Genomic DNA, 24004 nt, shown 5'->3' on the forward strand with positions numbered 1-24004 from the left:
CACCTCTGGAGCATGCAACACATGGCGACCCTTGGCCTCAATGACGTCAAAACGGGCAAGAAGATCCTCCACAACGGCGACCCCTGGGTCATCACCGAAGCGGAATTCGTCAAGCCGGGCAAGGGCCAGGCCTTCACCCGCATCCGCGTCCGCAACCTGAAAGACGGCCGTACGACCGAGCTCACCCTGAAGTCGAGCGATTCGTACGAAGAGGCGAATGCCACCGATACCGACGCCAGCTTCTCGTACATCGAAGGCACGGGCGACGAACGCGAATGGATCTTCATGCACTCGGAGACCTTTGAGCAGTACCGCGCCAATCTGGCCGCCATGGGCGATACCTGGAAGTGGCTGAAGGGCGACGAACAGTGCGTCATCACCATTTTCAATGAAACCCAGATCATTTCGGTCCAGGCGCCGAAGTTCGTTGAGCTGAAGATCGTTGAAACCGATCCGGGCGTCCGCGGTGATACCTCGGGTGGTGGCGGCAAGCCGGCCACGCTCGAGACGGGTGCGGTGGTCCGCGTGCCGCTGTTCGTCAATCAGGATGAAACGATCAAGGTGGATACGCGTACCGGCGAATACGACAGCCGCGTCAAGTAAGGCGTCTTTGATCGACGTACACGACGGCACGGCCGCCCCCAGGGCGCCGTGCCGTTCGCTTATCAGGCGTAAGGAAAAGGTCTTCATGAGCTCCAACGACATCCGAGAAATCGATCTCCTCATCGAAGCCCGTTGGGTGGTTCCGGTGGAACCGCACGGCGTGGTGCTCGACGACCACGCTGTCGCCATCGACAAGGGCGAGATCCTCGCCATCCTGCCGGCCGATGAAGCGCGCCAGCACTACACACCGCGCGAACGGGTGTCGCTAAGCGAGCACGCGCTGATCCCCGGCCTGGTGAACTCGCATACGCACAACCCGATGACGCTGCTGCGCGGCCTGGCCGACGACCTGCCACTCATGGTCTGGCTGCAGGAGCATATCTGGCCGGCCGAAGGCCGCGTGATGGGTCCAGACTTCATCCGCGATGGCGTCGAGCTCGCCGTGGCCGAGATGATTCGTGGCGGCACCACCTGTGCCAACGAAAACTATTTCTTCCCTGATGTGATCGCGGCGACGTATCGCCAGATGGGTTTCCGCGCGGTTATCGGCCTGCCGGTCATCGATTTCCCCACGCCGTGGGCGACAACCTCGGACGAGTATTTCCTGCGCGCCGAGGAAGTGCACGACAGCCTGCGCGGCGAGCCTCTGCTCACCACCGCCTTCGCACCGCATGCGCCATACACGGTCTCCGACGAGAACTTCGAACGCATCCGCGTCCTGTCCGAGCAGCTCGATATCCCAGTCCACCTGCACACCCACGAGACCGCGCAGGAAGTGGAAGAGGGCGCCGCCCGCGATGGCATGCGCCCGTTTGAACGCCTGCAGAAACTCGGTCTGGTGAACGAGCGGCTCATCGCCGTGCACATGACCCAGCTGACCGACGGTGAGATCGCCGCGTGCGCCGCCGCTGGCGTGTCCGTGGTGCATTGCCCCGAATCCAACCTCAAGCTCGCCTCCGGATTCTGCCCGGCGGAGAAGCTGCGTGTGGCGGGCGTCAACGTGTGCATCGGCACCGATGGTTGCGCCTCCAACAACGATCTCGACATGTTCGGCGAAATGCGTACGGCGGCGATGCTGGCGAAAGCTGTGGCCGGCGATGCCGCCGCGTTCGATGCGGCCAGCGCCCTGCGCGCTGCCACGCTGAATGGCGCGAAGGCGATTGGCCTGGGCGAGAAGATCGGCTCGATCGAGCCGGGCAAGCGCGCCGACCTCGCCGCGGTGCGTCTCGATGACCTGGAAACGCAGCCGCTGTACCACGTGGCGTCGCAGCTGGTGTATGCCACCGGCCGCCACCAGGTGAGTGATGTATGGATCGATGGTCAGCGCAAGCTCAATAACAAAACGCTGGTCGGGGTGGATGTCGAAGCCATCCGCGACAAGGCGCGCGGCTGGCGCGAGCAGATTGCCGCGGGAGATGCCGAGTGAGCGAAACGATCCACCTCTACCTCGTGATGGCCATGCGCAATCCGGGCTTCCAGGCGTCGGCGGCGCAGGAGCACATGGTGTTTCTTGAAAACCTCATCGAACGAGGCCTGCTCGAAATGACCGGCCCGTTTACCGATGGCACCGGCGGCGCTTACCTGTTGCGTGCGGCCGATCTGGAAACCGCGACACAGATCGTCCATGGTGACCCGCTGCATACCAGCGGCTCGTCCACCCTTACTGTCCACGAGTGGCGCGTGCGCCGTTTTCCCTGAGGCAACCACGATGCAAACCAACGCCAACGCCAACGCCAACGCCAACGCCAACGTCAGCGCCGAAGAAATCGCGCGATTTGAAAAGCTCGCCGCGCGCTGGTGGGATCCCGATGGCGAATCCCGCCCGTTGCATGACCTGAACCCAGTCCGCTCCGCCTATGTCGCCGGCCGCGCCAACCTGCGCGGCGCGAAGGTGGTCGATGTCGGTTGTGGTGGCGGCCTGCTCAGCGAAGCCCTGGCTCGCGCGGGTGCCAACGTCACGGCCATCGACCTCGGCGCCAAGCTGATCGAGATTGCGAAGCTGCACCTGTTCGAATCGAACCTCCAGGTCGACTACCGCGTGCAGTCGTCAGAAGAGCTCGCCGCTGCCGAACACGAATCGTTCGACGTCGTTTGTTGCATGGAAATGATCGAGCACGTGCCCGATCCGTTCGTGCTCATCCGCGACCTCGCCGCCATGCTCAAGCCCGGCGGCCAGCTGTTCCTTTCCACGCTGAACCGCACGCCGGCCGCCTTTGGCGCCGCGATCGTCGGTGCGGAGTACCTGATGCGCCTGCTGCCGCGCGGCACCCATCACTACGCGCAGTTCCTCAAGCCGTCCGAAGTCGCGACCATGCTGCGCCATGTCGGCCTGGAGCTCGAGGACATCTCGGGCCTCGCGTACAACCCGCTGACGCGTAATGCGAGCCTCACCCGCAACACGGCCGTGAACTACGTGCTCGCGGCGAGGAAGCCGGCGTGAGCATTCTGCCGTTCACGCCGGAGGGCGTGTTCTTCGATCTCGATGGCACGCTGCTCGATAGCGGCCTGGACCTGCAGCACGCGCTGAACCTGCTGTGTGCGGAAGAAGGTGTTGTGCCTCCGCCGTATGACGCCGTACGCCCCGTCGTATCGCGTGGTTCGCGCGCGATCATCAGCGTAGGTTTTCCGCAGCTTGATGACGCTGGCGTGCTTGCGCTGGTGCCGCGCTATCTCGCGTTGTACGAAGCGAACATGGCGACGCACACGGTGGCCTTCGCCGGTGTCGAGCCGATGCTCGCCGGCCTCGTGGGTGCGGGCATCCGCTGGGGTATCGTCACCAACAAGCCGGGGTTCCTCACGGATGGGCTCCTGCCGCAAGCGGTGCCGCACTGGCATCCCGCCGCCGTGGTCTCGGGCGATACGTTGCCGGTAAAAAAGCCCGATCCGGCGCCGGTGCTGCTCGCTTGCGAGACCGCCGGCTGCGCGCCGGCGCGCTCGGTGTTCGTCGGCGATGACCGGCGTGACATCGTCGCGGGTCACGCCGCTGGTCTGTTCACCGTGGCCGTACGCTGGGGCTACCTCGATGGCGGCGATCCCGATGCCTGGGGTGCTGATGCCGTGGTCGATCATCCGGACGACCTGGCTGCACTGCTGGGCGTCGGTGAGGTGTCGGCATGAGCGACGGCGCTATCCAGAGTTACGTCGACAAATGGCTGGCGATCCAGCCCCAGCAGCGTATCGCCGTGGGCTTCGTCCATCCCGACGTGCGCGATGAGCGTGTCGCGCTGGCTGCGTTCGAGCAGGAACTGATTTCTTCAGCCTATGGCATCCGTGAACCCCAGGTGGCCGCGGCCAAGCTGCAGTGGTGGGCAGAGGAGCTTTCCGGTGCTGCCGCCAGTGGCGGCCGCCATCCGCTGACCAAGGTGCTGTTCGCCAGTGCACGCGCCAAGGCGATCTCGCCGCAGCTATGGATCGCGCCGGTGCTCGCGGCCATGGCCCAGCTGGAGCAGGGCACCTCGTCGGACTTCGCCGGACAGGTCATGGCCTCGCGCAACATGCACGGCGCCCTCGCGGCGCTGGAGAATGCCTGGTGGTTCGGCGCCGACGCGCCTAGCGACGCGGCTGCCGAGATTGCCACGTTGTCGCACCTGGTCTTCGCCCTGTCCCGGCTCGAGCTGGATGCGGACCGCGAACGGCTGCCCTTGCCGATGTCGCGGCTGGCCCGGCATGGGTTGAGCCGTGGCCAGCTGAAGGAAGACTCCCCGGGGCGTCGCGACGCCCTGAAGGCCCAGTTGACCGAGCTTGCAGCCGGCCTGAGCGCCGCGCTCGATCGCGGGCAACCCCTGTCCACCTTCCGTGGCCTGGAGGGCCGTACGGCGCTGGCCACGGCCCGCGGCGCCGCTCGTGCGGGCGAACCCTTTGCTGAATTGCACAAGCGCCAGTCCCGCACCGGCCCGGCAACCGCCTTTCGCGCCTGGCGCGCGGCACGGCAGGCCGGTCGATTGGGCTGAACGCACCGTTTCCGGGCACACACCATTGACCCGTTGGCTGCGGCCCCCATTTCGGGCTGAACGGCCGGAAACGACCTACGTCCCTAGGAACCCCTGATGTACATCCAAGATTCCCCGACCCGCCTGCTGCCTGACGTCGCGTCGCAGGAGCATGCCCTCGTGATTGGTACGCTCGACTGGGTCGGCATGGATGGCATGGAAATGCCTGTGGCTTTCGACGCCGGTGATGGCGACGTGCGCTCCACCGGCGCCCGTGTCGGTGCCTTCGTTAACCTGACGAAGCCGGAAAAGCGCGGCATTCACATGTCACGCCTGTACCTGCTGGTGTCCGAGGCGTTGTCGGCGGGTCCGCTGACGGTCGCGGGCATCCGTTCGCTGCTTGGCGAGTTCCTGTCCTCGCACGAGGGTCTCTCGGACCACGCACGCATCACCATCGGCTTCGAACATCTGGTGCGCCGCCAGGCGCTGCGCAGCGACAACAGTGGCTGGCGGGCTTATCCGATCACGATTGACGCGACGATGCGTGGCGATCAGTTCCACCTCGAAGTCACGACCGACGTCGTGTACTCGTCGACATGCCCCGCATCCGCAGCGCTTTCGCGCCAGCTCATCCAGGACAATTTCGCCAGGTCGTTCCCGGCCGGCGAGTCGATGGATCGCGAAACGATCCTGGCCTGGCTGGGAACGGAGCAGGGCATCATCGCCACGCCACACGCCCAGCGCAGCACGGCCACGATCCGCGTGGCGCCGAAGGGCGAGGGCGTGTTCAACCTCATCGGCATGATCGATAACGTCGAAGCGGCACTCGGCACCCCGGTGCAGACCGCGGTCAAGCGTGCGGATGAGCAGGCGTTCGCGCTCGCCAACGGTAGCAACCTGATGTTCTGCGAAGACGCGGCCCGCCGGATCCAGAAGACCCTGGAAGCGGATCGTGGCGTCGCTGATTTCCACGTCCGCGTCGCCCACCACGAAAGCCTGCACCCGCACGACGCAGTGGCGTTCGCCAGCAAGGCGCGCTGAGCGTTATCGCGGACCCATCGCGCGCAAGCACGCTCCTACAAGAGCCTGCGCAGGTCTTCTGTAGGAGCGCGCTTGCGCGCGATCAGCCGAAGCGACGCGCTACCGGATCCCCGGCAACAACAACGGATCCAACCGCATCCCGAACCAGTTGAATCCCCAATGCACATGCGGTCCGGTCGCACGCCCGGTCTTGCCGGCCGCGCCGATCACCTGCCCCTGCTGCACACGCTGCCCCACCTTCACGTCAATGCGTGACAGGTGCAGGAAATTCGACGACAGCCCGAACCCGTGATCCAGCAACACCGTGCCGCCGGTGAGGTAAAGGTCCGGCTGGGCAAACGTGACGATGCCGCCCGCCGGTGCCTTCACCGGCGTACCTTCCGGCACCGCGATATCCATGCCTGAGTGTGGCGCCTTGGGGTCGCCGTTGTAGATGCGCTGGTTGCCGAACCGCCCGCTGATGCGCCCGGTCACCGGCCAGATGAAGCCATGGTTGAAGTCTTCGCGGGCGTCATCGCGGTTACGTGCCGCGACCACCTGCGCCTGTTCGCGTTGGATCCGGGAAGCGATCTCCGGCGGCGGGTTTACGGTTTTGGGCGGCACGCCTTCCACACGCTCGATCGGCCAGTCGCGCGGGGTTACGGCGATCCGGTAGGTCTGGCCGCCGACCGCGACGTTGACCGGTCCCGCTTCATCGCGGCCCGCACCGAACACGAACAGCCCATCCGCGCCGACGTGAACCGGCTTGCCGTTCACCCGCACGGCGGCGCCGGGCGGGGCGTGGGCGATGACCAGGGCGCCTTGGGACATGGCCGTCGGGACGTCGGTGGTCGCGGCGGTAGCGGTGGCGGCGTACATCAGTGCGGCGCCCTGGGCCATCGCGCGCAAGCGCGCTCCTACACAAGACTTGCGCAGGCTCTTGTAGGAGCGCCCTTGCGCGCGATCGGTGCTAGCGATGCCGATGCACTCCTTTGCGGTTTTTCTCATCGAGCGAAGGTCAGGCGCTGGCCGTGGACGCTGCCGTCAACGTGCTTGCCATCGAATACGCGCTGACCGTTCACGAAGGTGGAGGCGATGCTGCTGCTGAAGGTGGTGCCCTCGAACGGCGACCAGCCGCACTTGGAGAGCACTTCCTCGCGGGTCACGGTGTGCTTCTTGTTCGGATCCACGAGGACGAGGTCGGCCGCGTACCCTTCGCGCAGGAAGCCACGGTTCTCGACGCTAAACAGTTTGGCGGGGTTGTGGCAGACGGTCTCGACCACGCGCTCCAGGGTCAGCTTGCCTTCCACGACGCGCTCCAGGGCGGCCTGCAGGGCGAACTGGACCAGCGGCAGGCCGGACGGGGCCTTGTCGTACTTCTGCGCCTTCTCTTCGAGCAGGTGCGGGGCGTGGTCCGTGGCCAGGACATCCAGGCGGCCTTCGGCCAGTGCCTTGGTGATGGCCTCGCGATCAGATGCCTCCTTGATCGCCGGGTTGCACTTGATCAGCGAGCCCTTTTCCTCGTAGTCGGCCTTGCCGCCGAAATGCAGGAAGTGCACGCAGGTTTCCGCGGTGATCCGCTTGCCTTCGATCGGGCCCGGCTCGAACAGCGCCAGCTCGTCGGCAGTGGAGATGTGCAGGACGTGCAGGCGGGTGTTGTGCTTCTTCGCCAGCGAGATGGCCAGGCGCGTGGACTTGATGCAGGCCTCGCGCGAGCGGATGTTCGGGTGTTCCCATACCGGGATGTCCTCGCCGTATTTTTCGTGCGCCTTGGCCAGGTTCGCGTCGATCATCGGGGTATCTTCGCAGTGCGTGATGATCGGCACCGGCGTGTACTTGAAGATCGCGTCGAGCGTTTCCGGGTTATCCACCAGCATGTTGCCCGTCGAAGCACCCATGAATACCTTCACGCCCGGCGCCGCCTTGGGGTCAAGGCTACGGATGTGCTCAAGGTTGTCGTTGCTGGCGCCCATGTAGAAGGCGTAGTTGACCACCGACGATTTCGCGGCCAGCTCGTACTTGTATTCGAGGCTGTCCCGATCCAGCGCGGGCGGCTTGGTATTGGGCATTTCCATGAAGCTGGTGATACCGCCCGCGGCGCAGGCGCGTGATTCGCTGGCGATATCCGCTTTCTGGGTGAGACCCGGTTCACGGAAATGGACCTGGTCGTCGATCATGCCGGGCAGCAGGAGCAAGCCCCTCGCATCGATCACTTCTTCATCACGCTCTTTTTCCAATCCCTGCGCGATCGTCGCGATTTTTCCGTCGCGGATGCGAACGTCGGCGACGAATCGCTTGTTCTCGTTAACCAGTTCGGCGTTCTTGATCAGCCAGGCATCAGTCATGGGTATGAGCTCCTTGGGCGCCGCAGCGGCGCAGGACAAATTGTTCAGGCACGGGATCGTGGCCGCCCTCGCAGAGGGGCTGGCAGCGCAGGATGCGCCAGCCACCGAGCAGCGAGCCCTTGAGTGGGCCAAAGCGGGCTATGGCAATCCGTGTGTAATCGGAACAGGATGGATGGAACCGACAATTGGCCCCTAGCAGGGGGCTGAGCCACCGCTTGTATAGGGACAACAGGAAGAGGAGGAGGCGGGTCACTATCTCTTAGCCAGGTGGGGTGCCTGCATCGGTCGCCCAACAGTATCCCAGAAGATAGGTTGCTGGGGTAACGCATCTGGGCTATAACACCCCGCCGCCACGGCCACCGAGGTGAAGGAAATGGCGAAAGACGCTCGTAGCTCTACCGTTGCCAAGGCTGCCGCCAAGAAGGGCGGGGCGGGCGACGCGACGAAGACCAGGACGGTTGTGGCCGGGGGCAAGACACCGGCGAAGACAGCGGTGCGCGCTGCGGCCAAACCCGCGGCGAAAACCGCGAAGGCCGTGACCAAGGCGGCCCCAAAAAAAGCGGCGGCGCCGGCGAAAAAGGCGGCCGTAAAGACGGTGGCGAAACCTGCCGCCGCCAAGAAGGCGCCCGCGAAGGCGGCGCCCGTGACGAAAACGGCGGCTACGAAGGCGCCGGTGAAATCCGCGGCAAAGGCACCGGCCCACAAGGCCGCGCCCGCCCCCGCAAAGAAATCGGCCCCGGTGGTTGAACGTTCTGCCGCCAAGGCCACTCCAAAGCAGCAGGTGAAGGCGTCGCCGGCACCCGCGCCGGCGCCAGCGGCCAAAGCCGCTAGTCCCGCCATCGGTCGCAAGGCGTCCGCGGTGGGCAGCGCTGCCCCATCCAGAAACGAGAAGTCCGCGCAAGCCAGCATGAACAGCACCACTCTTGAAAACGGAATCACCCGCGAAGACGGCCGCTATGCGCTGCCGGCTTCTACCATCATTGACCTGCCGAAGGGCTACAAGCCCGGTGAGGACGAGGAGTACATGAGTCCTCGCCACCTCGCTTACTTCCGCAACAAGCTGAAGGATTGGCGAGAGCAGCTGGTCGAGGAATCGCGCCAGACCATGGACAACCTCCGCGAGGAAGTCCGTGACGTGGGCGACGAAGCCGAGCGTGCCACCCGCGAGACGGAAAACTCGCTGGAGCTCCGCACCCGCGACCGTTACCGCAAGCTCATCTCCAAGATCGACAAGGCCCTGCGCCGGATCGAGGAAGGCCGCTACGGTTTCTGCGAAGAGACCGACGAGGAGATCGGTGTGGCCCGCCTTGATGCGCGTCCCATCGCGACCCTCTCGCTCGATGCGCAGGAGCGCCGCGAGCATCTGCAGAAGCAGATGGGCGACTGACACGCCGCAGGCGTCGTCACCCATGAAGAACCCCGCCCATGGCGGGGTTTTTTGTTTGACGTTCCAGGGAGATACCGTGTTCCCGCACCTCCAGAACCTCATCCTCAACACCGATAGCTATAAGGCCAGCCACTGGCTGCAGTACCCGTCGGGTACCGACGCCACTTTTTTCTACGTGGAATCGCGCGGCGGCCTGTACGACCGCACGGTCTTCTTTGGCCTCCAGGCCATCCTGAAGGGTTGGCTTTCGCGTCCGGTGACCCACGCCGACGTCGATGAGGCGCGCGATTTCTTCGCCGCCCATGGCGAGCCCTTCAACGAGGCAGGCTGGCGCCGTCTCGTCGAGGTGCACGGTGGCCGCATGCCCATGCGCATCCGCGCGGTGTCCGAGGGCAGTGTGGTACCCACCCACCAGGCCCTGGTCACCATCGAATCCACCGACCCGGAAGCGTTCTGGCTGCCCAGCTACCTCGAGACCCTGCTGTTGCGGCTGTGGTACCCGGTGACCGTGGCAACCGTGAGCTGGCAGGTGAAGCGCACCATCGCAGGCTTCCTGGAGAAGACCAGCGAGGATCCGGCGGGGCAGTTGCCCTTCAAGCTGCACGACTTTGGCGCCCGTGGGGTGTCGAGTGCGGAATCGGCGGCGCTAGGTGGCATGGCCCATCTGGTCAATTTCATGGGCACCGATACGGTGCAAGGTGTCCTGGCTGCGCGGAGCTTCTATCACGAGGAGATGGCCGGATACTCCATTCCCGCGGCCGAGCACAGCACGATCACCAGTTGGGGCCGTGAGCGCGAGGTGGATGCCTACCGCAACATGCTTCGCCAGTTCGCCCGGCCCGCTTCGCTGGTCGCGGTCGTATCGGATAGCTACGACATTTTCCACGCCATTCGCGAGCTCTGGGGCAAGGCGTTGCGGGACGAGGTGATCGCCTCGGGTGGCACGCTGGTCGTGCGCCCTGATTCGGGCGACCCGGTGGAGGTGGTGCATCAATGTATCGAGCTGCTGGATGAAGCGTTCGGCTGCACGGTGAATGGCAAGGGCTACAAGGTGCTGAACCATGTCCGCGTCATCCAGGGCGATGGCGTGAACCCGCAGAGCATCCGCGCGATCCTCGAGCGCATCACCGGGGCCGGTTACTCGGCCGACAATATCGCTTTCGGCATGGGCGGCGCGCTGTTGCAGAAGGTCGATCGCGACACGCAGAAATTCGCGCTGAAATGTTCGGCCGCCCGCATCGACGGTGCGTGGGTCGATGTGTTCAAGGCCCCCGTGACCGATGCCGGCAAGTTTTCCCAGCGCGGCCGGCTCACCCTGACCCGCCACCGCGAGTACGGCACCTGGAAGACCGTGCCGATCCCCGACGGTATCGCCAAAGCCGAGGACATGCGCCTCGATCCCGGTTGGGAGCACGCGATGGAAACCGTGTGGGAAAACGGCGAGCTGCTAAAGGATCAGACCTTCGCAGAAATCAGGACCCGCGCAACCTTGTAGGAGCGCGCTTGCGCGCGATGGGTGCTCGCCGCAACCGTGAATCGCGCGCAAGCGCGCTCCTACAACAGGCTGCGGTCAGGCCAGGGCCGCAGCCGCGTAAGCCTTCACCTTCGCCAGCATGGCCACCAGGCCGTTGGAGCGCGTGGGCGAGAGGTGCTTCGCCAGGCCGATCTCCTGGATGTAACTCGGCTCGGTATCGACGATCTCCTGCGCCGAGCGCCCGGAATACACGCGCAACAGCAGGGCGATCAGGCCGGAAACGATGGCCGAATCGCTGATCGCCTCGAAATCCATCCGCGAGGCGTCACCCGACGGGATCATCCACACCATGGACTGACACCCGTGGATGCGGTTTTCCTCATTCTTCTCATCGTCCGGGAACGGCGGCAGCTGCCGCCCCAGGTCGATCAGGTACTGATAGCGCTCGGTCCAGTCACCGAAGAATGCAAATTCCTCGGCGATGGCGGCCTGCGCTTCGGCGGCGGTGGGTTCCTGCGGTGCTACGAGGTCATTCATGCCTTCACTACGCTCCAGCGCGTGCCCTGCGCGCCGTCTTCAATGGTGATGCCCAGCGCCTTGAGCTGGTCGCGGATGGCATCGGACCTTGCGAAATCCTTGCCCGCGCGGGCGGCGCGGCGTTCTTCGAGCAGCGCTTCGACCATGGCGGCATCAACAGCGTCGCCCGGCTTGCCCTGCTGGAACCAGGCTTCCGGCTCTTGCTGGAGTAAGCCCAGTAGTGCACCACCGCCGAGCAGGGCGGCTTTGGCGGCGATGCGTTCGTCGCCGGTCGCCCGCCGCGCGGCATCGGCCAGCTGGGAAAGCTCGGCCAGGGCCTGCGGCGTGTTCAGGTCGTCGCATAGCGCCGCTTCCACCGCCTGCGGCACCACAAAGGCACCCGGCAGCACGTCGGCCATATCGCGCAGGGCGCCATACCAGCCGTCCAGCGTGCGTACCGACTGGGTGAGGGCGGCATCCGACCAATCAAGGGGCTGGCGATAATGGCCGCGCAGCAGCATCAGGCGCAGGGCCTCGCCGGAGTGCTGGGTGAGCAGTTCGTGCAGCTGAAGGACGTTGCCCAGCGACTTTGACATCTTCCGGCCTTCGTAGGTCAGCATGCCGTTGTGCAGCCAGTACCGGGCGAACGGCTTGCCGCCATGGGCGCAGACGCTCTGGGCGATCTCGTTCTCATGATGCGGGAAGGTCAGGTCGACCCCGCCGGCATGAATATCGATGGTGTCGCCCAGGTGGGCCTCGCTCATGGCCGAGCACTCGATGTGCCAGCCCGGGCGGCCGCGGCCCCAGGGGCTGTCCCAGCCGGGCAGCGTCTCATCCGAGGGCTTCCACAGGACGAAATCACCCGGCTCGCGCTTGTACGGAGCCACCTCGACGCGGGCGCCGGCGATCAGTTCGTCCGGGTCGCGGCCAGAGAGGGCGCCGTATTCAGGGTAAGACGACACCTGGAACAGCACGTGGCCCTCGGCATGGTAGGCGTGGCCGGAGGCAATCAGGCGCTGGATCATGGTGATGATCTCAGCGATATGCGCCGTGGCATGGGGCTCCACGTCGGGCGGGGCCACGCCCAGCTTGGCAATGTCATCACGATAGGCCTGGGCGTAGCGGCCGGTGATCTCGGTGATCGGCACCCCGGCGGAGGCCGCGGCGTTGTTGATCTTGTCGTCCACGTCGGTGATGTTCCGGGCGTAGACCAGCTTCGGGAAATGGCGGCGCAGCAGGCTGGCCAGCACGTCGAAGACGACGGGGGGGCGGGCGTTGCCGATGTGGATGTAGTTGTAGACCGTGGGCCCGCAGACATACATGGTCACCCGGTTCGGATCGAGCGGGGCGAACGCCTCCGTGCGGCGCGTCAGGGTGTTGTAGAGCGAGATCGTCATCGGGTGTCCATGCGGGGCGGGCCGGCGGCCTGGGCCGGCCTGAAATAGTAGCAAGGCCGGGCCATGCCCGCCCACGCGCGAACCGGGAAATGGTTGACAGCAGGCCCGTGAATTCGCCGGAGAAGACCTAAGCGTGGATTCAGCGTGATCTTGATGAAATATCACCCAGTAGGCGCGCCTGTGCGCCTGGCTGGAGGTTCTCCTAAATGTCTCGCCTGCTCATCACCGCGTTGATCCTCGCGGCTTTCGCTACCTCTGCCAGTGCCCAGGATCGTTACGGGCCGCCGCCCCCGCCCCCGCCGCAGTCCGCGGGTCCGGATGACAACACCCACTTTGGCTGGGCCGACGTCCTGCGCGTCGATCCGGTGTATGGCGTGTCGCGCGTGGAGACCCCGCGCCAGGAGTGCTATGACCAGCAGGTGGTGACCCGCCAGCAGGGCAGCGGCAGCACGGCCGGTACGATCCTTGGCGCCGTGGTGGGCGGCGTGCTGGGCAATACCGTTGGCAAGGGCGATGGCCGTAAGGCCGCGACCGTGGCTGGCGCAGTCGCTGGTGGCGTAGTCGGCAACAATGTCTCGCGCAGCGGCGATCGTACCTACGAGGGCACGGAAACCCGCTGCCGCGATGTGAGCTCGGTGACCGAGCAGCGCCGTATCGCGGGCTACGATGTGGAGTACCGCTACCGCGGTGAGGTCTACGTCTCCCGCCTGAACTACGACCCGGGCGAGCGTCTCCGCGTCCGCGTGAGCGTGTCCCCGGCCGACTGACAGGTTCCGGCAAGGCAGTGAGGAAAGGCCGCGAGCGATCGCGGCCTTTCCTTTTCCTGCGAGGCCGTTCGGACGGCCAAAGCCCCGGCCAGTCCTGGTAGTTGCGCAGCGCAGCAATCCACGGCATTATCGACCCTTCACCTAAAAGAACCCCGCCGTGTCCCACGCCGACTACACATCGAACGTCTACACCAGCGCCCGCATGGCCGCGGGGATGACGTCCCGTGCTCGTCGACCGTACATCGGATACTCGGCCGGGTAGGCTGTCGCGCGCATTTCATTCGCATCGACTAAAAAACCCGGCCCCGTGCCGGGTTTTTTCGTTTCGGATTCACCCTTCTTCCCACGGCCCCGCCAGGCCACCGACCGATCTGGATAGCCATGACCGTTCGCCACTTCCTCAACACGACTGACTACAGCCGCGCCGAGATCGATGCCCTGCTCGAGCAGGCTGCCGAGTTCAAACGCTCGCCCCAGGGCAAGCAGCTGGCCGGCAAGGCCATCGCGCTGCTGTTCTTCAACCCGAGCATGCGGACCCGCACCAGCTTCGAGATCGGCGCGTTCCAGATGGGCGGCCATGCTGTGGTGTTGGCGCCGGGCAAGGATGCGTGGCCCATCGAGTTTGAGGTAGGCACGGTGATGGATGGCGATACTGAAGAGCACATCGCCGAGGTCGCCCGCGTCTTGTCCCGTTATGTGGACCTCATCGCGGTCCGGGCCTTCCCGAAGTTCCAGGATTGGCAGGTAGACCGCCAGGACAAGGTGCTCAAGGCCTTTGCGCAGTACGCGACCGTGCCGGTCATCAACATGGAAACCATCACCCACCCCTGCCAGGAGCTGGCGCATGCGCTGGCGATGAAGGAGCACCTGGGTGACCTGCAGAACAAGAAATACGTGTTGACCTGGACCTACCATCCGAAGCCGTTGAACACCGCGGTCGCCAACTCCGCGCTGCTCATAGCCACCAAGATGGGCATGGACGTGAACTTGCTGTGCCCGACCCCGGAGTACATCCTGGACGAGCGCTACATGGATTTCGCCGCGCAGAACGCGAAAGAGAATGGTGGCTCGTTGCAGGTCTCGCACGATATCGAAGCCGCCTACAGCGGCGCGCATGTGGTCTACGCCAAGAGCTGGGGTGCGCTGCCGTACTTCGGTCGCTGGGACCAGGAAAAGGCTATTCGCGACGCGCATAAGCACTTCATCGTGGACGAGGCCAAGATGGCCCTCACCGATAACGGCCTCTTTAGCCACTGCCTGCCGTTGCGCAGGAACATCAAGGCGACCGATGCGGTGATGGATTCGCCGGCCTGCATCGCCGTGGACGAAGCGGAGAACCGCCTGCACGTCCAGAAGGCCGTCATGGCCTCGCTCATGTCTCAGCCGGGCGTGAAGTCCGGACTCGGTTTCTGATTCGTCCCGCCCTTTAGCCCTTCCCACAGCCTTTTTCCGGAGCCAGCATGTCCAGCAAAGATATCGTCCTCGCCTTCTCGGGCGGCCTCGACACCAGCTTCTGCGTCCCCTACCTGATGGAGCGCGGCTATGCCGTGCATACCGTGTTCGTGGATACGGGCGGTGTCTCCACCGAAGAGCGTGAGTACATCGAACAGCGCGCGCATGAGTTGGGCGCCGCCTCGCATCGCACGGTCGATGCCTCGCAGGCGATCTGGGACAGCTTCGTCACGCCGCTGATCTGGGCGGGCGAGTTCTACCAGGGCCAGTACCCGCTGCTGGTCTCCGACCGCTACCTCATCGTGCAGGCCTCGCTGGAGCGCTGCGATGAACTCGGCACCAAGCTGTTCGCTCATGGCTGCACCGGCATGGGCAACGACCAGGTCCGCTTCGACCTGACCGTGAAGGCACTCGGCGATTACACGATCATCGCGCCGATCCGCGAGATCCAGCGCGAGCACACCCAGGTCCGCGCTTACGAGCAGAAGTACCTGGAAGACAAGGGTTTCGAAGTCCGCGCCAAGACCAAGCACTACACGATCAACGAGAACGTGCTCGGCGTGACCATCTCCGGCGGCGAGATCGATGCATGGGAGATCCCGGAAGAGGGCGCCGTGGCCTGGTGCGCACCGCGCGCCGAATGGCCGTCTGAACCGCTGCGTATTGAGCTGGGCTTCGACAAGGGCGTGGCCACCATGCTCAACGGCAAGGCCGCTACCGGTCCGGAAATCCTCGCCTTCCTCAACCGTGAGCTGGCGAAGTACGGCGTGGGCCGTAGCCTGTACACGGGCGACACCAACATCGGCCTGAAGGGCCGCATCGTGTTCGAGGCGCCGGCGCTCACCGCGCTGCTCACCGCACACCGTGCGCTGGAAGAGACGGTGCTGTCGAAGCAGCAGAACCGCTTCAAACCGGAGATTGGCCGCAAGTGGACGGAAGTCGCCTACGAAGGCTTCTTCAATGACCCGATCAAGGCTGACCTGGAAGCCTACCTGGTCAGCACGCAGCGCAAGGTCGATGGCAAGGTCATCATCGAGACCCGCGGTGGCACCGTGTACGCGGTAAAGGTCGAATCGAAGAACCTGCTGCACTCGAAGAAGGCCACCTACGCGCAGGCCGCCGACTGGGGCGTGGCCGAGGCCGAGGGCTTCATCAAGCTGTACGGCATGAGCTCGACGATCTGGGCTGAAGTCGACCGCGCCAACGGCGGCAAGTGAACGAGGCCCATGGATAAGCTCCTGAAGGAAACCCTGGATCACCTGCGCGCGCTCGTGTCATTCGACACGCGCAACCCGCCGCGTGAGATCGGCACCGGCGGCATCTTCGATTACCTGCGCGCGAACCTCCCCGGTTTCGACGTGCAGGTGACCGACTTTGGCGCAGGCGCGGTGAATCTCTACGCTGTGCGTGGCAAGCCGAAGGTGCTGTTCAACGTGCACCTCGATACCGTGCCGGATAGTCCGCACTGGACCGCCAGCCCGCACGAGCTGCGCCTGACCGAAGACCGGGCCATCGGCCTGGGTGCCTGCGACATCAAGGGCGCCGCTGCAGCGCTCGTCGCCGTCGCTAATGCATCGAACGGCGACATGGCGCTGCTGCTCTCCACCGATGAAGAAGCCAACGATGCGCGTTGCATCGATGGCTTCCTCAAGGGCAAGCCCGCTTATGACGCCGTGATCGTTGCCGAGCCCACCAGGGGCGAAGCCGTGCTGGCGCACCGTGGCATCCACTCGGTGCAGATGCGCTTCAAGGGCCGCGCCGCGCATGCCTCTGGTGAGCAGACCCCTTCGGATAGCGCCCTGCACCAGGGCATCCGGTGGGGCGCCGCTGCGCTGGATCACGTGCAGGCGCTGTCGCACGAGCGTTTCGGCGGCTTGACCGGCTTGCGTTTCAATATCGGCAAGGTGGAAGGCGGCATCAAGGCGAACATGATCGCCCCGACGACCGACATCCGTTTCGGCTTCCGTCCGCTGCCGACCATGGACGCTGACCAACTGTTGGAAACCTTCCGCACGCTGGTGGAACCGCACCCGGTGGAGTACGGCGAAACCTTCCGCGGCGACTCGCTGCCGGCGGGTGACACGGCGACCGCCGAGGCACGCCGCCTTGCCGCGCGTGACCTCGCGGATGAGCTGGAGATCCCGGTGGGTAATGCCGTGGACTTCTGGACCGAAGCGGCACTGTTCTCCAAGGCGGGTTACACCTGCTTCGTCTATGGTCCTGGCGATATTGCCCAGGCGCATACCGCCGATGAGTGGGTCGCCCTCGACCAGCTCGCCCACTACGCCCAGACCATCCATCGGATCGTTGATCGTGGAATCTAACAAGCACACCCGTAAAACCATCGTCCGCCTGCTGGGTGCCATGGGCAGCGCGCGCGAGATCCAGCAGTACCTCAAGCGCTTCTCCCAGCTCGATGCCAAGCGCTTCGCGGTGGTCAAGGTCGGTGGTGCGGTGCTGCGTGATGAGCTGGCCGACCTGACCTCGTCGCTCTCATTCCTGCAGCAGGTGGGCCTTACCCCTATCGTGCTGCATGGTGCGGGTCCGCAGCTGGATGAAGAGCTTTCGGCGGCCGGCATCGTCAAGAAGACCGTGAACGGCCTGCGCGTCACGTCGCCGGAAGCCCTGGCGATCGTGCGGCGGGTCTTCCAGTCGCAGAACCTGCGCCTGGTGGAAGCGCTGCAGGAAGTGGATACGCGTGCGACATCGGTGCCGTCGGGCGTGTTCACCGCCGATTACCTCGATCCGGATCAGCTCGGGCTGGTCGGCAAGGTGCGTTCGATCAATCTGGCGCCGATCGAAGCCAGCCTGCGTGCCGGCTCCATCCCGGTCATCGCGAGCCTGGGCGAGACAGATTCGGGCCAGATCCTCAACATCAATGCCGACTTCGCCGCCAACGAACTGGTCCGCGTGCTGCAGCCGTACAAGATCGTGTTCCTTACCGGCACAGGTGGTTTGCTTGATGGCGAAGGCAACATCATCGATTCGATCAATCTCTCGACCGAGTTCGAGCAGTTGCTTGAGCAACCCTGGCTGCACTCGGGCATGCGCCTGAAGATCGAGCAGATCAAAGACCTGCTGGACGACCTGCCACTGACCTCGTCGGTGTCGATCACCCGCCCGGCTGATCTCGCGAAGGAACTGTTCACGCACAAGGGCTCGGGCACGCTGGTGCGCCGTGGTGAGCGTGTCCTGCGTTTCGATTCGTGGGAAGGCGTGGACCTTGAGCGGATGACCTCGCTGATCGAATCCAGCTTCGGCCGCACGCTGGTCCCGGACTATTTCGAGCGCACGAAGCTGTTCCGTCTGTACGTGTCGGAGAACTATCGCGCCGCGATGGTGCTCACTCACGAAGACGGCTTCGCCTACCTCGACAAGTTCGCCGTGCTCGACGAGGCCCAGGGCGAAGGCCTGGGCCGTGCGGTGTGGCAGGTCATGCGTGACGAGAACCCGACGCTGTTCTGGCGCTCGCGCCATGGCAACGCGATCAACCATTTTTACTACGCGGAATCCGATGGCTGCTTCAAGCAGTCGCGCTGGAAGGTGTTCTGGTACGGCCTGGATAACTTCGCCGATATCGAGCGCTGCGTGACTCATTGCGCCACCCGCATCCCCACCTTGCAGGATTGACCCAAGCCATGGCCACCAAGACCATCGGTATCGTCGGTGCACGCGGCCACACGGGCGCCGAGCTGATCCGCCTCATCGCTCGCCATCCCTCGCTGGAACTGGCGTTTGTGTCGTCGCGCGAGCTGGATGGCCAGCGCCTTGCCGAGCACAACGACGTGTACAAGGGCGATCTGGCCTACTCCAACCTGGATCCGGCCGCCGTGGCGGAGCAGGGCGTGGATGTGGTGATTCTGGCCCTGCCCAACGGCAAGGCGGCGCCCTTCGTCGAGGCGATCGATAAGGTCGGTGGCAACACCGTCATCGTCGATCTCTCCGCGGACTACCGCTTCGACGAGCGCTGGTACTACGGCCTGCCCGAGCTGTACCGCGACCGCTGGCGCGGCGAGAAGCGCATCAGCAACCCCGGTTGCTATGCCACCGCGATCCAGTGCTCGATCGCGCCGATCAAGGACCTGCTGGCCGCACCGCCGGTGTCGTTCGGTGTCTCGGGCTATTCGGGGGCGGGTACCACGCCGTCCGACCGCAACGACCCGGACAAGCTACGCGACAACCTCATGCCGTACTCGCTGACCGGGCACATGCATGAAAAGGAAGCCAGCCGCCACCTGGGCGTGCCGGTGGAGTTCATGCCTCATGTGGCGCCGCATTTCCGTGGCCTGACCGTAACCACCAACCTGTACCTCGCCAAGCAGGCCAGGCGTGAGGACATCGTCCTGCGTTTCGAGGCGCGTTTCGCGAACGAGAAGCTGATCCACGTCGTGGATGAAGCGCCGTGGGTGAGCCAGATCGCGCACAAGCATTATCTCGAGGTGGGGGGCTTTGCGCTCTCCGTCGATGGTCGCCGCGTCGTCGTGGTTGCCACGCTCGATAACCTGCTCAAGGGTGCCGCTACCCAGGCCATGCAGAACGTCAACCGCGCGCTCGGCTTCGACGAGCTGACCGCCATCCCGCTTTAAGGACCGACGATGACCCAGCCGCTCTGGCAGAAATCCGATACCCAGGTCGATGCGAAGATCATGCGCTTCCTCGCCGGCAACGACGTGGTGCTGGATCGCGAATTTTTCCTGCATGACATCACCGCGAGCAAGGCGCATGTCGAGGGCCTTGCCAATATCGGTGTCGTATCCGCTGATGAGCGTGACGCGTTGAAGCGTGAGCTTGATGCACTGGCCGCGGATTTCACGGCCGGTGCTTTTGTGCTCGATGAACGCTTCGAAGATGGTCATTCGGCGATCGAAGCTCGCCTGACCGAGCGCCTCGGCGATGCCGGCCGTCGCGTGCACACTGGCCGCAGCCGTAACGATCAGATCCTGGTCGCCACGCGCTTGTGGTTGAAAGAGAAGCTGGCGACGCTGGAGACAGTGTGCCGCCGCATCGCCGAGGTATGTCTTGAGCGCGCCGCTGGCGAAGCGTTGCCGATGCCGGGCTACACGCACATCCAGCGTGCGGTGGTGTCGTCGACGGGCATGTGGTTTGCCGCTTTCGCCGAAGCGTTTATCGACAACACGCTGCGCGCCCGCCAGGCGCTGGAGCTGATCGACGCCAACCCGCTGGGTACCGCGGCAGGTTATGGCGTGAATGTCGCCTTGGATCGTGCGCACACCACACAGGCGCTGGGCTTTGCGCGCATGCAGGTCTCGCCGATCTACGCGCAGCTTTCCCGTGGCAAGTTTGAAATGGCCGCCCTGGATGCGGTGGGTACCGCATTGCTCGATACGCGCCGCCTGGCATGGGATCTTTCCCTGTTCACCACGGCCGAGTTCGATTTCGTGAAACTGCCGGCGGAGTACACCACCGGTTCGTCGATCATGCCGAACAAACGCAACCCCGATGTGGTCGAGCTGCTTCGCGCAAGCTACGCCAGCGTCGCCGCGGCGCGTACCGAGATCGAGCAGCTGCTATCGCTGCCGTCGGGCTACCAGCGCGACCTGCAGTTCTCCAAGGGCTCGCTGTTCCATGGTTTCTCCATGGGCCTCGGTGCCCTGGAACTGCTGCCGGACATGCTCGCCCGCTTCGAGTGGAAGGCCGACAAGATGCGCGCGGCGATCGAACCGGCGATGTACGCCACCGACGTGGCGATCGAGCAGGCCGTGGCCGGCGTCCCGTTCCGCGACGCCTACCGCGCCGCCGCCGAGACCGCCGGCTCGGCCGGCGAAGGCCGGTCGCCGGAATCCAGCCTCGCCGCCCGCACCTCGCCTGGTGCTGGCAACGACCTGATGCTCGACACGCTCCGCGCAAGGCTCTCCAAGATGCAATAACCCTTCCCTGTAGGAGCGCGCTTGCGCGCGATGGGTGCTCGCGACAAGACCCCATCGCGCGCAAGCGCGCTCCTACACGGAGACAGCAGGAGGCACGATGGCATCCGGCTTCACCGAACAAGCGCTACCCGCATGGCACCGCGCCGTCCTGAAAGTCGGCAGCAGCCTGCTGACCACGCCGGAGGGTGCACTCACCGGTGAGTACGCTGAGGCCCTGGCCGCCTTCGTCACGGCCAGCCGGCGGGCGGGCAGGGAAGTCGTCATCGTCTCCTCAGGCGCCGTCGCGGCCGGCCGCGGCATTGTCCCACCCCCCACACGCAGCACGGGCCTCAGCGGCCGCCAGGCGCTCGCCGCGCTCGGCCAGACCCGCCTCGTTGGCTTGTGGCAAACCTTCTTCGAGGCTCCGGTCGCGCAGGTGCTCCTGACCCACGACGACCTGCGTAACCGCCGCCGCTATCTCAATGCCCGCACCACGCTGCGCGAGTTGCTGGCCCTCGGCGCGATTCCCGTCATCAACGAGAACGACACAGTCGCCGTCGACGAACTGAAGCTCGGCGATAACGACAACCTTGCGGCGATCGTCGCTGCGCTGGTCGATGCCGATGTGCTGTTCATCGCCTCCGATATCACTGGCCTGTACACCGCCAATCCACGCGTTGATCCTTCCGCGCAGGCGGTGCCCGAGGTCGTCGAGCTTACCCCAGCGCATCTCGACAGCGCGGGCGGCGCAGGGACGGCCGCTGGAACCGGCGGCATGCGTACGAAACTGGAAGCTGCCATGAAGGCTGCGGCGGCCGGTATCGAGACGGTGTTGTTCGATGGCCGGGATGCGCGGTGCATTGGCCGCCTCGCTGATGGCGTCCTTACCGGCACGCGCTTGCGCGCGCCACAGTCACGCCTGGCTGCCCGCAAGTACTGGCTACGTCATGCCCCCGCAGTGGGACGTATCAGCGTGGATGCCGGTGCGCTCGATGCGCTGCGCGGCCGTGGTGCCTCGCTGCTTCCCGGTGGCGTCGTCGACGCGACCGGCGACTTCGCCCGTGGCGATGTCATCGAGATAGCTACCGACAATGCACCGTTCGCCCGCGGCATTGCGCAGTACGCCGCGACCGACGTACGCCGGATTGCCAAACGGCATACGCGTGACATCGAAGCGGTCCTCGGCTACAGCTACGGGGAAACCATCGTCCACCGGGATGATCTCGTCGTCCTGCCCGAACCCGCGAGAACACCATGACCCACCTGCGAGACCAGGCCCTGGCCTGCCGCGACGCCGCGCCGGCCGTCGCTGCCCTCGATACGGCAGCGAAGCAGCGCCTGCTCCATCGTATGGCGGACGCGCTGGCCGCTGAGACGCATGCGGTACTCAAAGCGAACGCCCGTGACATGGAGGCCGCACGCCACAACGGCACAAGCGCTGCGATGCTCGACCGGCTGCGTCTCGACGAGGGGCGCGTGGCAGCCGTGGTTGCCGCGATCAGGCAGGTCGCCGAACTTTCCGATCCGGTGGGCCAGGTCACCCGGCGCGAGGTGCGCCCGAACGGCATCACCGTCGAACGTGTCCGCATCCCGCTCGGCGTCATCGCCATGATCTACGAGGCGCGCCCCAACGTGACCGCCGACGCCGCCGCGCTCTGCCTCATGGCGGGAAACGCCGCGATCCTGCGTGGCGGCTCCGATGCGATGCATTCCAACCTCGCGATCGCCGGTGCGCTTCGCCGTGCCTTGCGCGAGGAAGGCCTGCCCGAGGCAGCCGTCACGGTGATCGACGATCCCAGCCGCGAGGCCATGGTTGAACTGCTTCAACTCACCGACATCGTCGACCTGGCGATCCCCCGCGGCGGCGAAGGCCTCATCCGCTTCGTTGCCGAGCATGCCCGCGTGCCGGTCATCAAGCACTACAAGGGCGTCTGCCATCTCTACGTCGACCAGGATGCCGACGAAACGCTCGCCATCGACCTGCTCATCGACGGCAAGACCAGCCGACCCGGCGTGTGCAATGCGCTGGAGACCTTGCTGGTCCACCAGGACATCGCCGCGTCGTTTCTTCCCAAAGCGGTTGCCGCGTTGCACGCCCGCGGTGTGGAAGTACGTGGCGACGAAGCCACGCGCATCCTTGCGCCCGAGGTCGGCGTAGCCACCGACGAAGATTACGCTGCCGAGTTTCTTGATCTCGTTATCGCCGTGCGTGTGGTGCCGGATATCGATGAAGCCATCACACACATTCGCCGGTTTGGTTCCGACCATACCGAGGTCATCGCCACGCAGGACGTGAACGCCGGCGAGCGGTTCGTGAAGGCGCTTCGGTCGGCGGTGGTGATGGTGAACGCTTCGTCGCGCTTCAGCGATGGTGGAGAGCTCGGGCTGGGGACCGAGATCGGCATTTCGACGACACGATTGCACGCGTATGGCCCCATGGGTGCCGAATCACTGACCGTCGAAAGGTTCGTGGTGCGTGGAGTGGGTCAGACGCGGCATCCTGTTTAGCGATTCAAATGGCCGGCAATCGAAGACTGAGCAACGACAACGTCAGGCAACGCCAGGCAGGCCGCGGCGCATGCGTTCGGAGACGGCTTGCATGGTCGCCCAGCACCGCTCTAGAGCCGTAAGGAACTGCTTGCGGTCCGCAGCCAGCGTCTCCTGCCGGCCGCCTTCCTCCGGTGTGAACTCAATCAGCAACCGCTCGCCATCAATCCACGATTGTGTGCCGGCAAGAAAGTCCGGGTCGTCGTACTTAGAGGACCCCGCGCCACGCGGCATGGCAAAGGCGGCACGCCCATTACGCGGCGCGTTGGCGAGCAGGTTCACCGCCACCTCATAGGACCCATCACCCGCTTCGACCTCAAGCGGCACACGATCCAGCTCCCGTCCGAGGAACAACTCGATGCTGCCATGGACCATCACGTGCTTCGCATACGCGTCCACGCGGGCTGCCTTGTTCGCCAGTACGCCGCGCAGGTTCGCCGCATAGCGGTCGGTGAGGTCCGGGTTATCGCGCAACCATTGGCTGCTGACGTCGATCAAGGCGACGCGGTGACCATCGGTCGCGGCTTCCAGGCCTGGATGGCGAACGCCATCCGGTAAATCCGGAAGCTGTACGGCTAAGCCGCCGGCCTTCAGGCCAAACAGCGTCCTGCCCGGGACCAGCCGCAACCAATGCGTGGTCGCTTGCATGGCAAAGTCGTCCCCGCGCTCGACGTGCGGCGCGGCGAAAAGATCCCCCGCG

At 65.0% G+C, this 24004-nt stretch carries 24 protein-coding genes; 18 read left to right on the plus strand and 6 right to left on the minus strand.

Annotated elements, in window-relative coordinates; translation table 11 throughout:
• Positions 1–21 precede the first annotated feature (21 nt).
• The 7 genes from efp to folE2 all read left to right on the plus strand — a co-directional run bounded on the left by efp (position 22) and on the right by folE2 (position 5573).
• Positions 22–603, plus strand: a complete 582-nt coding sequence (efp, locus tag VGN46_RS10575; RefSeq protein WP_331643502.1) for an elongation factor P — start codon at positions 22–24, stop codon at positions 601–603.
• A gap of 85 nt (positions 604–688) precedes the next feature.
• Positions 689–2029: a TRZ/ATZ family hydrolase gene (locus tag VGN46_RS10580; protein WP_331643504.1), complete on the plus strand. Its 1341-nt coding sequence runs from the start codon at positions 689–691 to the stop codon at positions 2027–2029.
• Complete coding sequence (locus VGN46_RS10585) at positions 2026–2301, plus strand: YciI family protein (RefSeq protein ID WP_331643506.1); 276 nt, start codon at positions 2026–2028, stop codon at positions 2299–2301. Before VGN46_RS10580 ends, VGN46_RS10585 begins: the two co-directional genes overlap by 4 nt.
• A 10-nt stretch (positions 2302–2311) precedes the next feature.
• Complete coding sequence (ubiG, locus tag VGN46_RS10590; protein WP_331643508.1) at positions 2312–3043, plus strand: bifunctional 2-polyprenyl-6-hydroxyphenol methylase/3-demethylubiquinol 3-O-methyltransferase UbiG; 732 nt, start codon at positions 2312–2314, stop codon at positions 3041–3043.
• Entirely contained in the window at positions 3040–3720 is a 681-nt protein-coding gene (locus VGN46_RS10595; RefSeq protein WP_331643510.1) for an HAD-IA family hydrolase, read from the plus strand. The genes ubiG and VGN46_RS10595 overlap by 4 nt, the downstream gene beginning before the upstream one ends.
• Positions 3717–4553, plus strand: coding sequence for a squalene/phytoene synthase family protein (locus VGN46_RS10600; protein WP_331643512.1), 837 nt, complete (start codon positions 3717–3719; stop codon positions 4551–4553). The genes VGN46_RS10595 and VGN46_RS10600 overlap by 4 nt, the downstream gene beginning before the upstream one ends.
• Positions 4554–4649: 96 nt before the next feature.
• Positions 4650–5573, plus strand: a complete 924-nt coding sequence (folE2, locus tag VGN46_RS10605; protein WP_331643514.1) for a GTP cyclohydrolase FolE2 — start codon at positions 4650–4652, stop codon at positions 5571–5573.
• Positions 5574–5672: 99 nt separating this feature from the next.
• On the opposite strand, the gene VGN46_RS10610 is transcribed toward folE2, so the two are convergent.
• The 3 genes from VGN46_RS10610 to yidD all read right to left on the minus strand — a co-directional run bounded on the left by VGN46_RS10610 (position 5673) and on the right by yidD (position 8150).
• Positions 5673–6461: a M23 family metallopeptidase gene (locus VGN46_RS10610; protein ID WP_414675248.1), complete on the minus strand. Its 789-nt coding sequence runs from the start codon at positions 6459–6461 to the stop codon at positions 5673–5675.
• Between the two features lie 95 nt (positions 6462–6556).
• Positions 6557–7897 carry a dihydroorotase gene (locus VGN46_RS10615; protein WP_331643516.1) on the minus strand — a complete coding sequence of 447 codons (1341 nt, stop codon included), beginning with the start codon at positions 7895–7897 and terminating at the stop codon, positions 6557–6559.
• Complete coding sequence (gene yidD, locus VGN46_RS10620; RefSeq protein WP_331643518.1) at positions 7890–8150, minus strand: membrane protein insertion efficiency factor YidD; 261 nt, start codon at positions 8148–8150, stop codon at positions 7890–7892. Before yidD ends, VGN46_RS10615 begins: the two co-directional genes overlap by 8 nt.
• 120 nt (positions 8151–8270) lie before the next feature.
• On the opposite strand from yidD, the gene dksA reads away from it, so the two are divergent.
• Both dksA and VGN46_RS10630 read left to right on the plus strand, forming a co-directional pair.
• On the plus strand, positions 8271–9284 hold the full coding sequence (dksA, locus tag VGN46_RS10625) for an RNA polymerase-binding protein DksA (protein WP_331643520.1): 1014 nt from the start codon (positions 8271–8273) through the stop codon (positions 9282–9284).
• Between the two features lie 76 nt (positions 9285–9360).
• Positions 9361–10779, plus strand: coding sequence for a nicotinate phosphoribosyltransferase (locus tag VGN46_RS10630; protein WP_331643522.1), 1419 nt, complete (start codon positions 9361–9363; stop codon positions 10777–10779).
• 75 nt (positions 10780–10854) lie between these two features.
• On the opposite strand, the gene VGN46_RS10635 is transcribed toward VGN46_RS10630, so the two are convergent.
• Complete coding sequence (locus tag VGN46_RS10635; RefSeq protein ID WP_331643524.1) at positions 10855–11295, minus strand: SufE family protein; 441 nt, start codon at positions 11293–11295, stop codon at positions 10855–10857.
• Positions 11292–12671 (minus strand): cysteine--tRNA ligase, encoded by a 1380-nt coding sequence (cysS, locus tag VGN46_RS10640; protein ID WP_331643526.1) that lies wholly within the window; start codon positions 12669–12671, stop codon positions 11292–11294. Before cysS ends, VGN46_RS10635 begins: the two co-directional genes overlap by 4 nt.
• Positions 12672–12877: 206 nt before the next feature.
• Here cysS and VGN46_RS10645 point away from each other — a divergent pair, with 206 nt between their 5' ends.
• The 9 genes from VGN46_RS10645 (at position 12878) to VGN46_RS10685 (ending at position 23265) form a co-directional block, all read left to right on the plus strand.
• A complete protein-coding gene (locus VGN46_RS10645; RefSeq protein ID WP_331643529.1) occupies positions 12878–13438 on the plus strand; it encodes a glycine zipper 2TM domain-containing protein in 561 nt (186 codons plus the stop codon).
• A gap of 381 nt (positions 13439–13819) precedes the next feature.
• Complete coding sequence (locus VGN46_RS10650) at positions 13820–14851, plus strand: N-acetylornithine carbamoyltransferase (RefSeq protein WP_331643531.1); 1032 nt, start codon at positions 13820–13822, stop codon at positions 14849–14851.
• Between the two features lie 47 nt (positions 14852–14898).
• Positions 14899–16107 carry an argininosuccinate synthase gene (locus tag VGN46_RS10655; protein WP_331643533.1) on the plus strand — a complete coding sequence of 403 codons (1209 nt, stop codon included), beginning with the start codon at positions 14899–14901 and terminating at the stop codon, positions 16105–16107.
• 9 nt (positions 16108–16116) lie between these two features.
• The gene (locus VGN46_RS10660; RefSeq protein WP_331643535.1) at positions 16117–17214 is read left to right on the plus strand and encodes an acetylornithine deacetylase; all 1098 of its coding nucleotides are present in this window, start codon (positions 16117–16119) and stop codon (positions 17212–17214) included.
• Between the two features lie 40 nt (positions 17215–17254).
• Positions 17255–18520, plus strand: coding sequence for an acetylglutamate kinase (locus tag VGN46_RS10665; RefSeq protein WP_414675250.1), 1266 nt, complete (start codon positions 17255–17257; stop codon positions 18518–18520).
• 8 nt (positions 18521–18528) lie between these two features.
• On the plus strand, positions 18529–19476 hold the full coding sequence (gene argC / locus VGN46_RS10670; RefSeq protein WP_331643539.1) for an N-acetyl-gamma-glutamyl-phosphate reductase: 948 nt from the start codon (positions 18529–18531) through the stop codon (positions 19474–19476).
• 9 nt (positions 19477–19485) lie between these two features.
• Positions 19486–20778, plus strand: a complete 1293-nt coding sequence (locus tag VGN46_RS10675; RefSeq protein ID WP_331643541.1) for an argininosuccinate lyase — start codon at positions 19486–19488, stop codon at positions 20776–20778.
• Between the two features lie 97 nt (positions 20779–20875).
• Positions 20876–22015, plus strand: coding sequence for a glutamate 5-kinase (proB, locus tag VGN46_RS10680; protein ID WP_331643543.1), 1140 nt, complete (start codon positions 20876–20878; stop codon positions 22013–22015).
• Positions 22012–23265 carry a glutamate-5-semialdehyde dehydrogenase gene (locus tag VGN46_RS10685; protein WP_331643545.1) on the plus strand — a complete coding sequence of 418 codons (1254 nt, stop codon included), beginning with the start codon at positions 22012–22014 and terminating at the stop codon, positions 23263–23265. Before proB ends, VGN46_RS10685 begins: the two co-directional genes overlap by 4 nt.
• A gap of 42 nt (positions 23266–23307) precedes the next feature.
• On the opposite strand, the gene VGN46_RS10690 is transcribed toward VGN46_RS10685, so the two are convergent.
• The gene (locus tag VGN46_RS10690) at positions 23308–23952 is read right to left on the minus strand and encodes a hypothetical protein (RefSeq protein ID WP_331643547.1); all 645 of its coding nucleotides are present in this window, start codon (positions 23950–23952) and stop codon (positions 23308–23310) included.
• Between the last annotated feature and the right edge of the window lie 52 nt (positions 23953–24004).

The organism is Luteibacter sp. (assembly GCF_036500425.1).
Taxonomy (GTDB): Bacteria; Pseudomonadota; Gammaproteobacteria; order Xanthomonadales; family Rhodanobacteraceae; genus Luteibacter.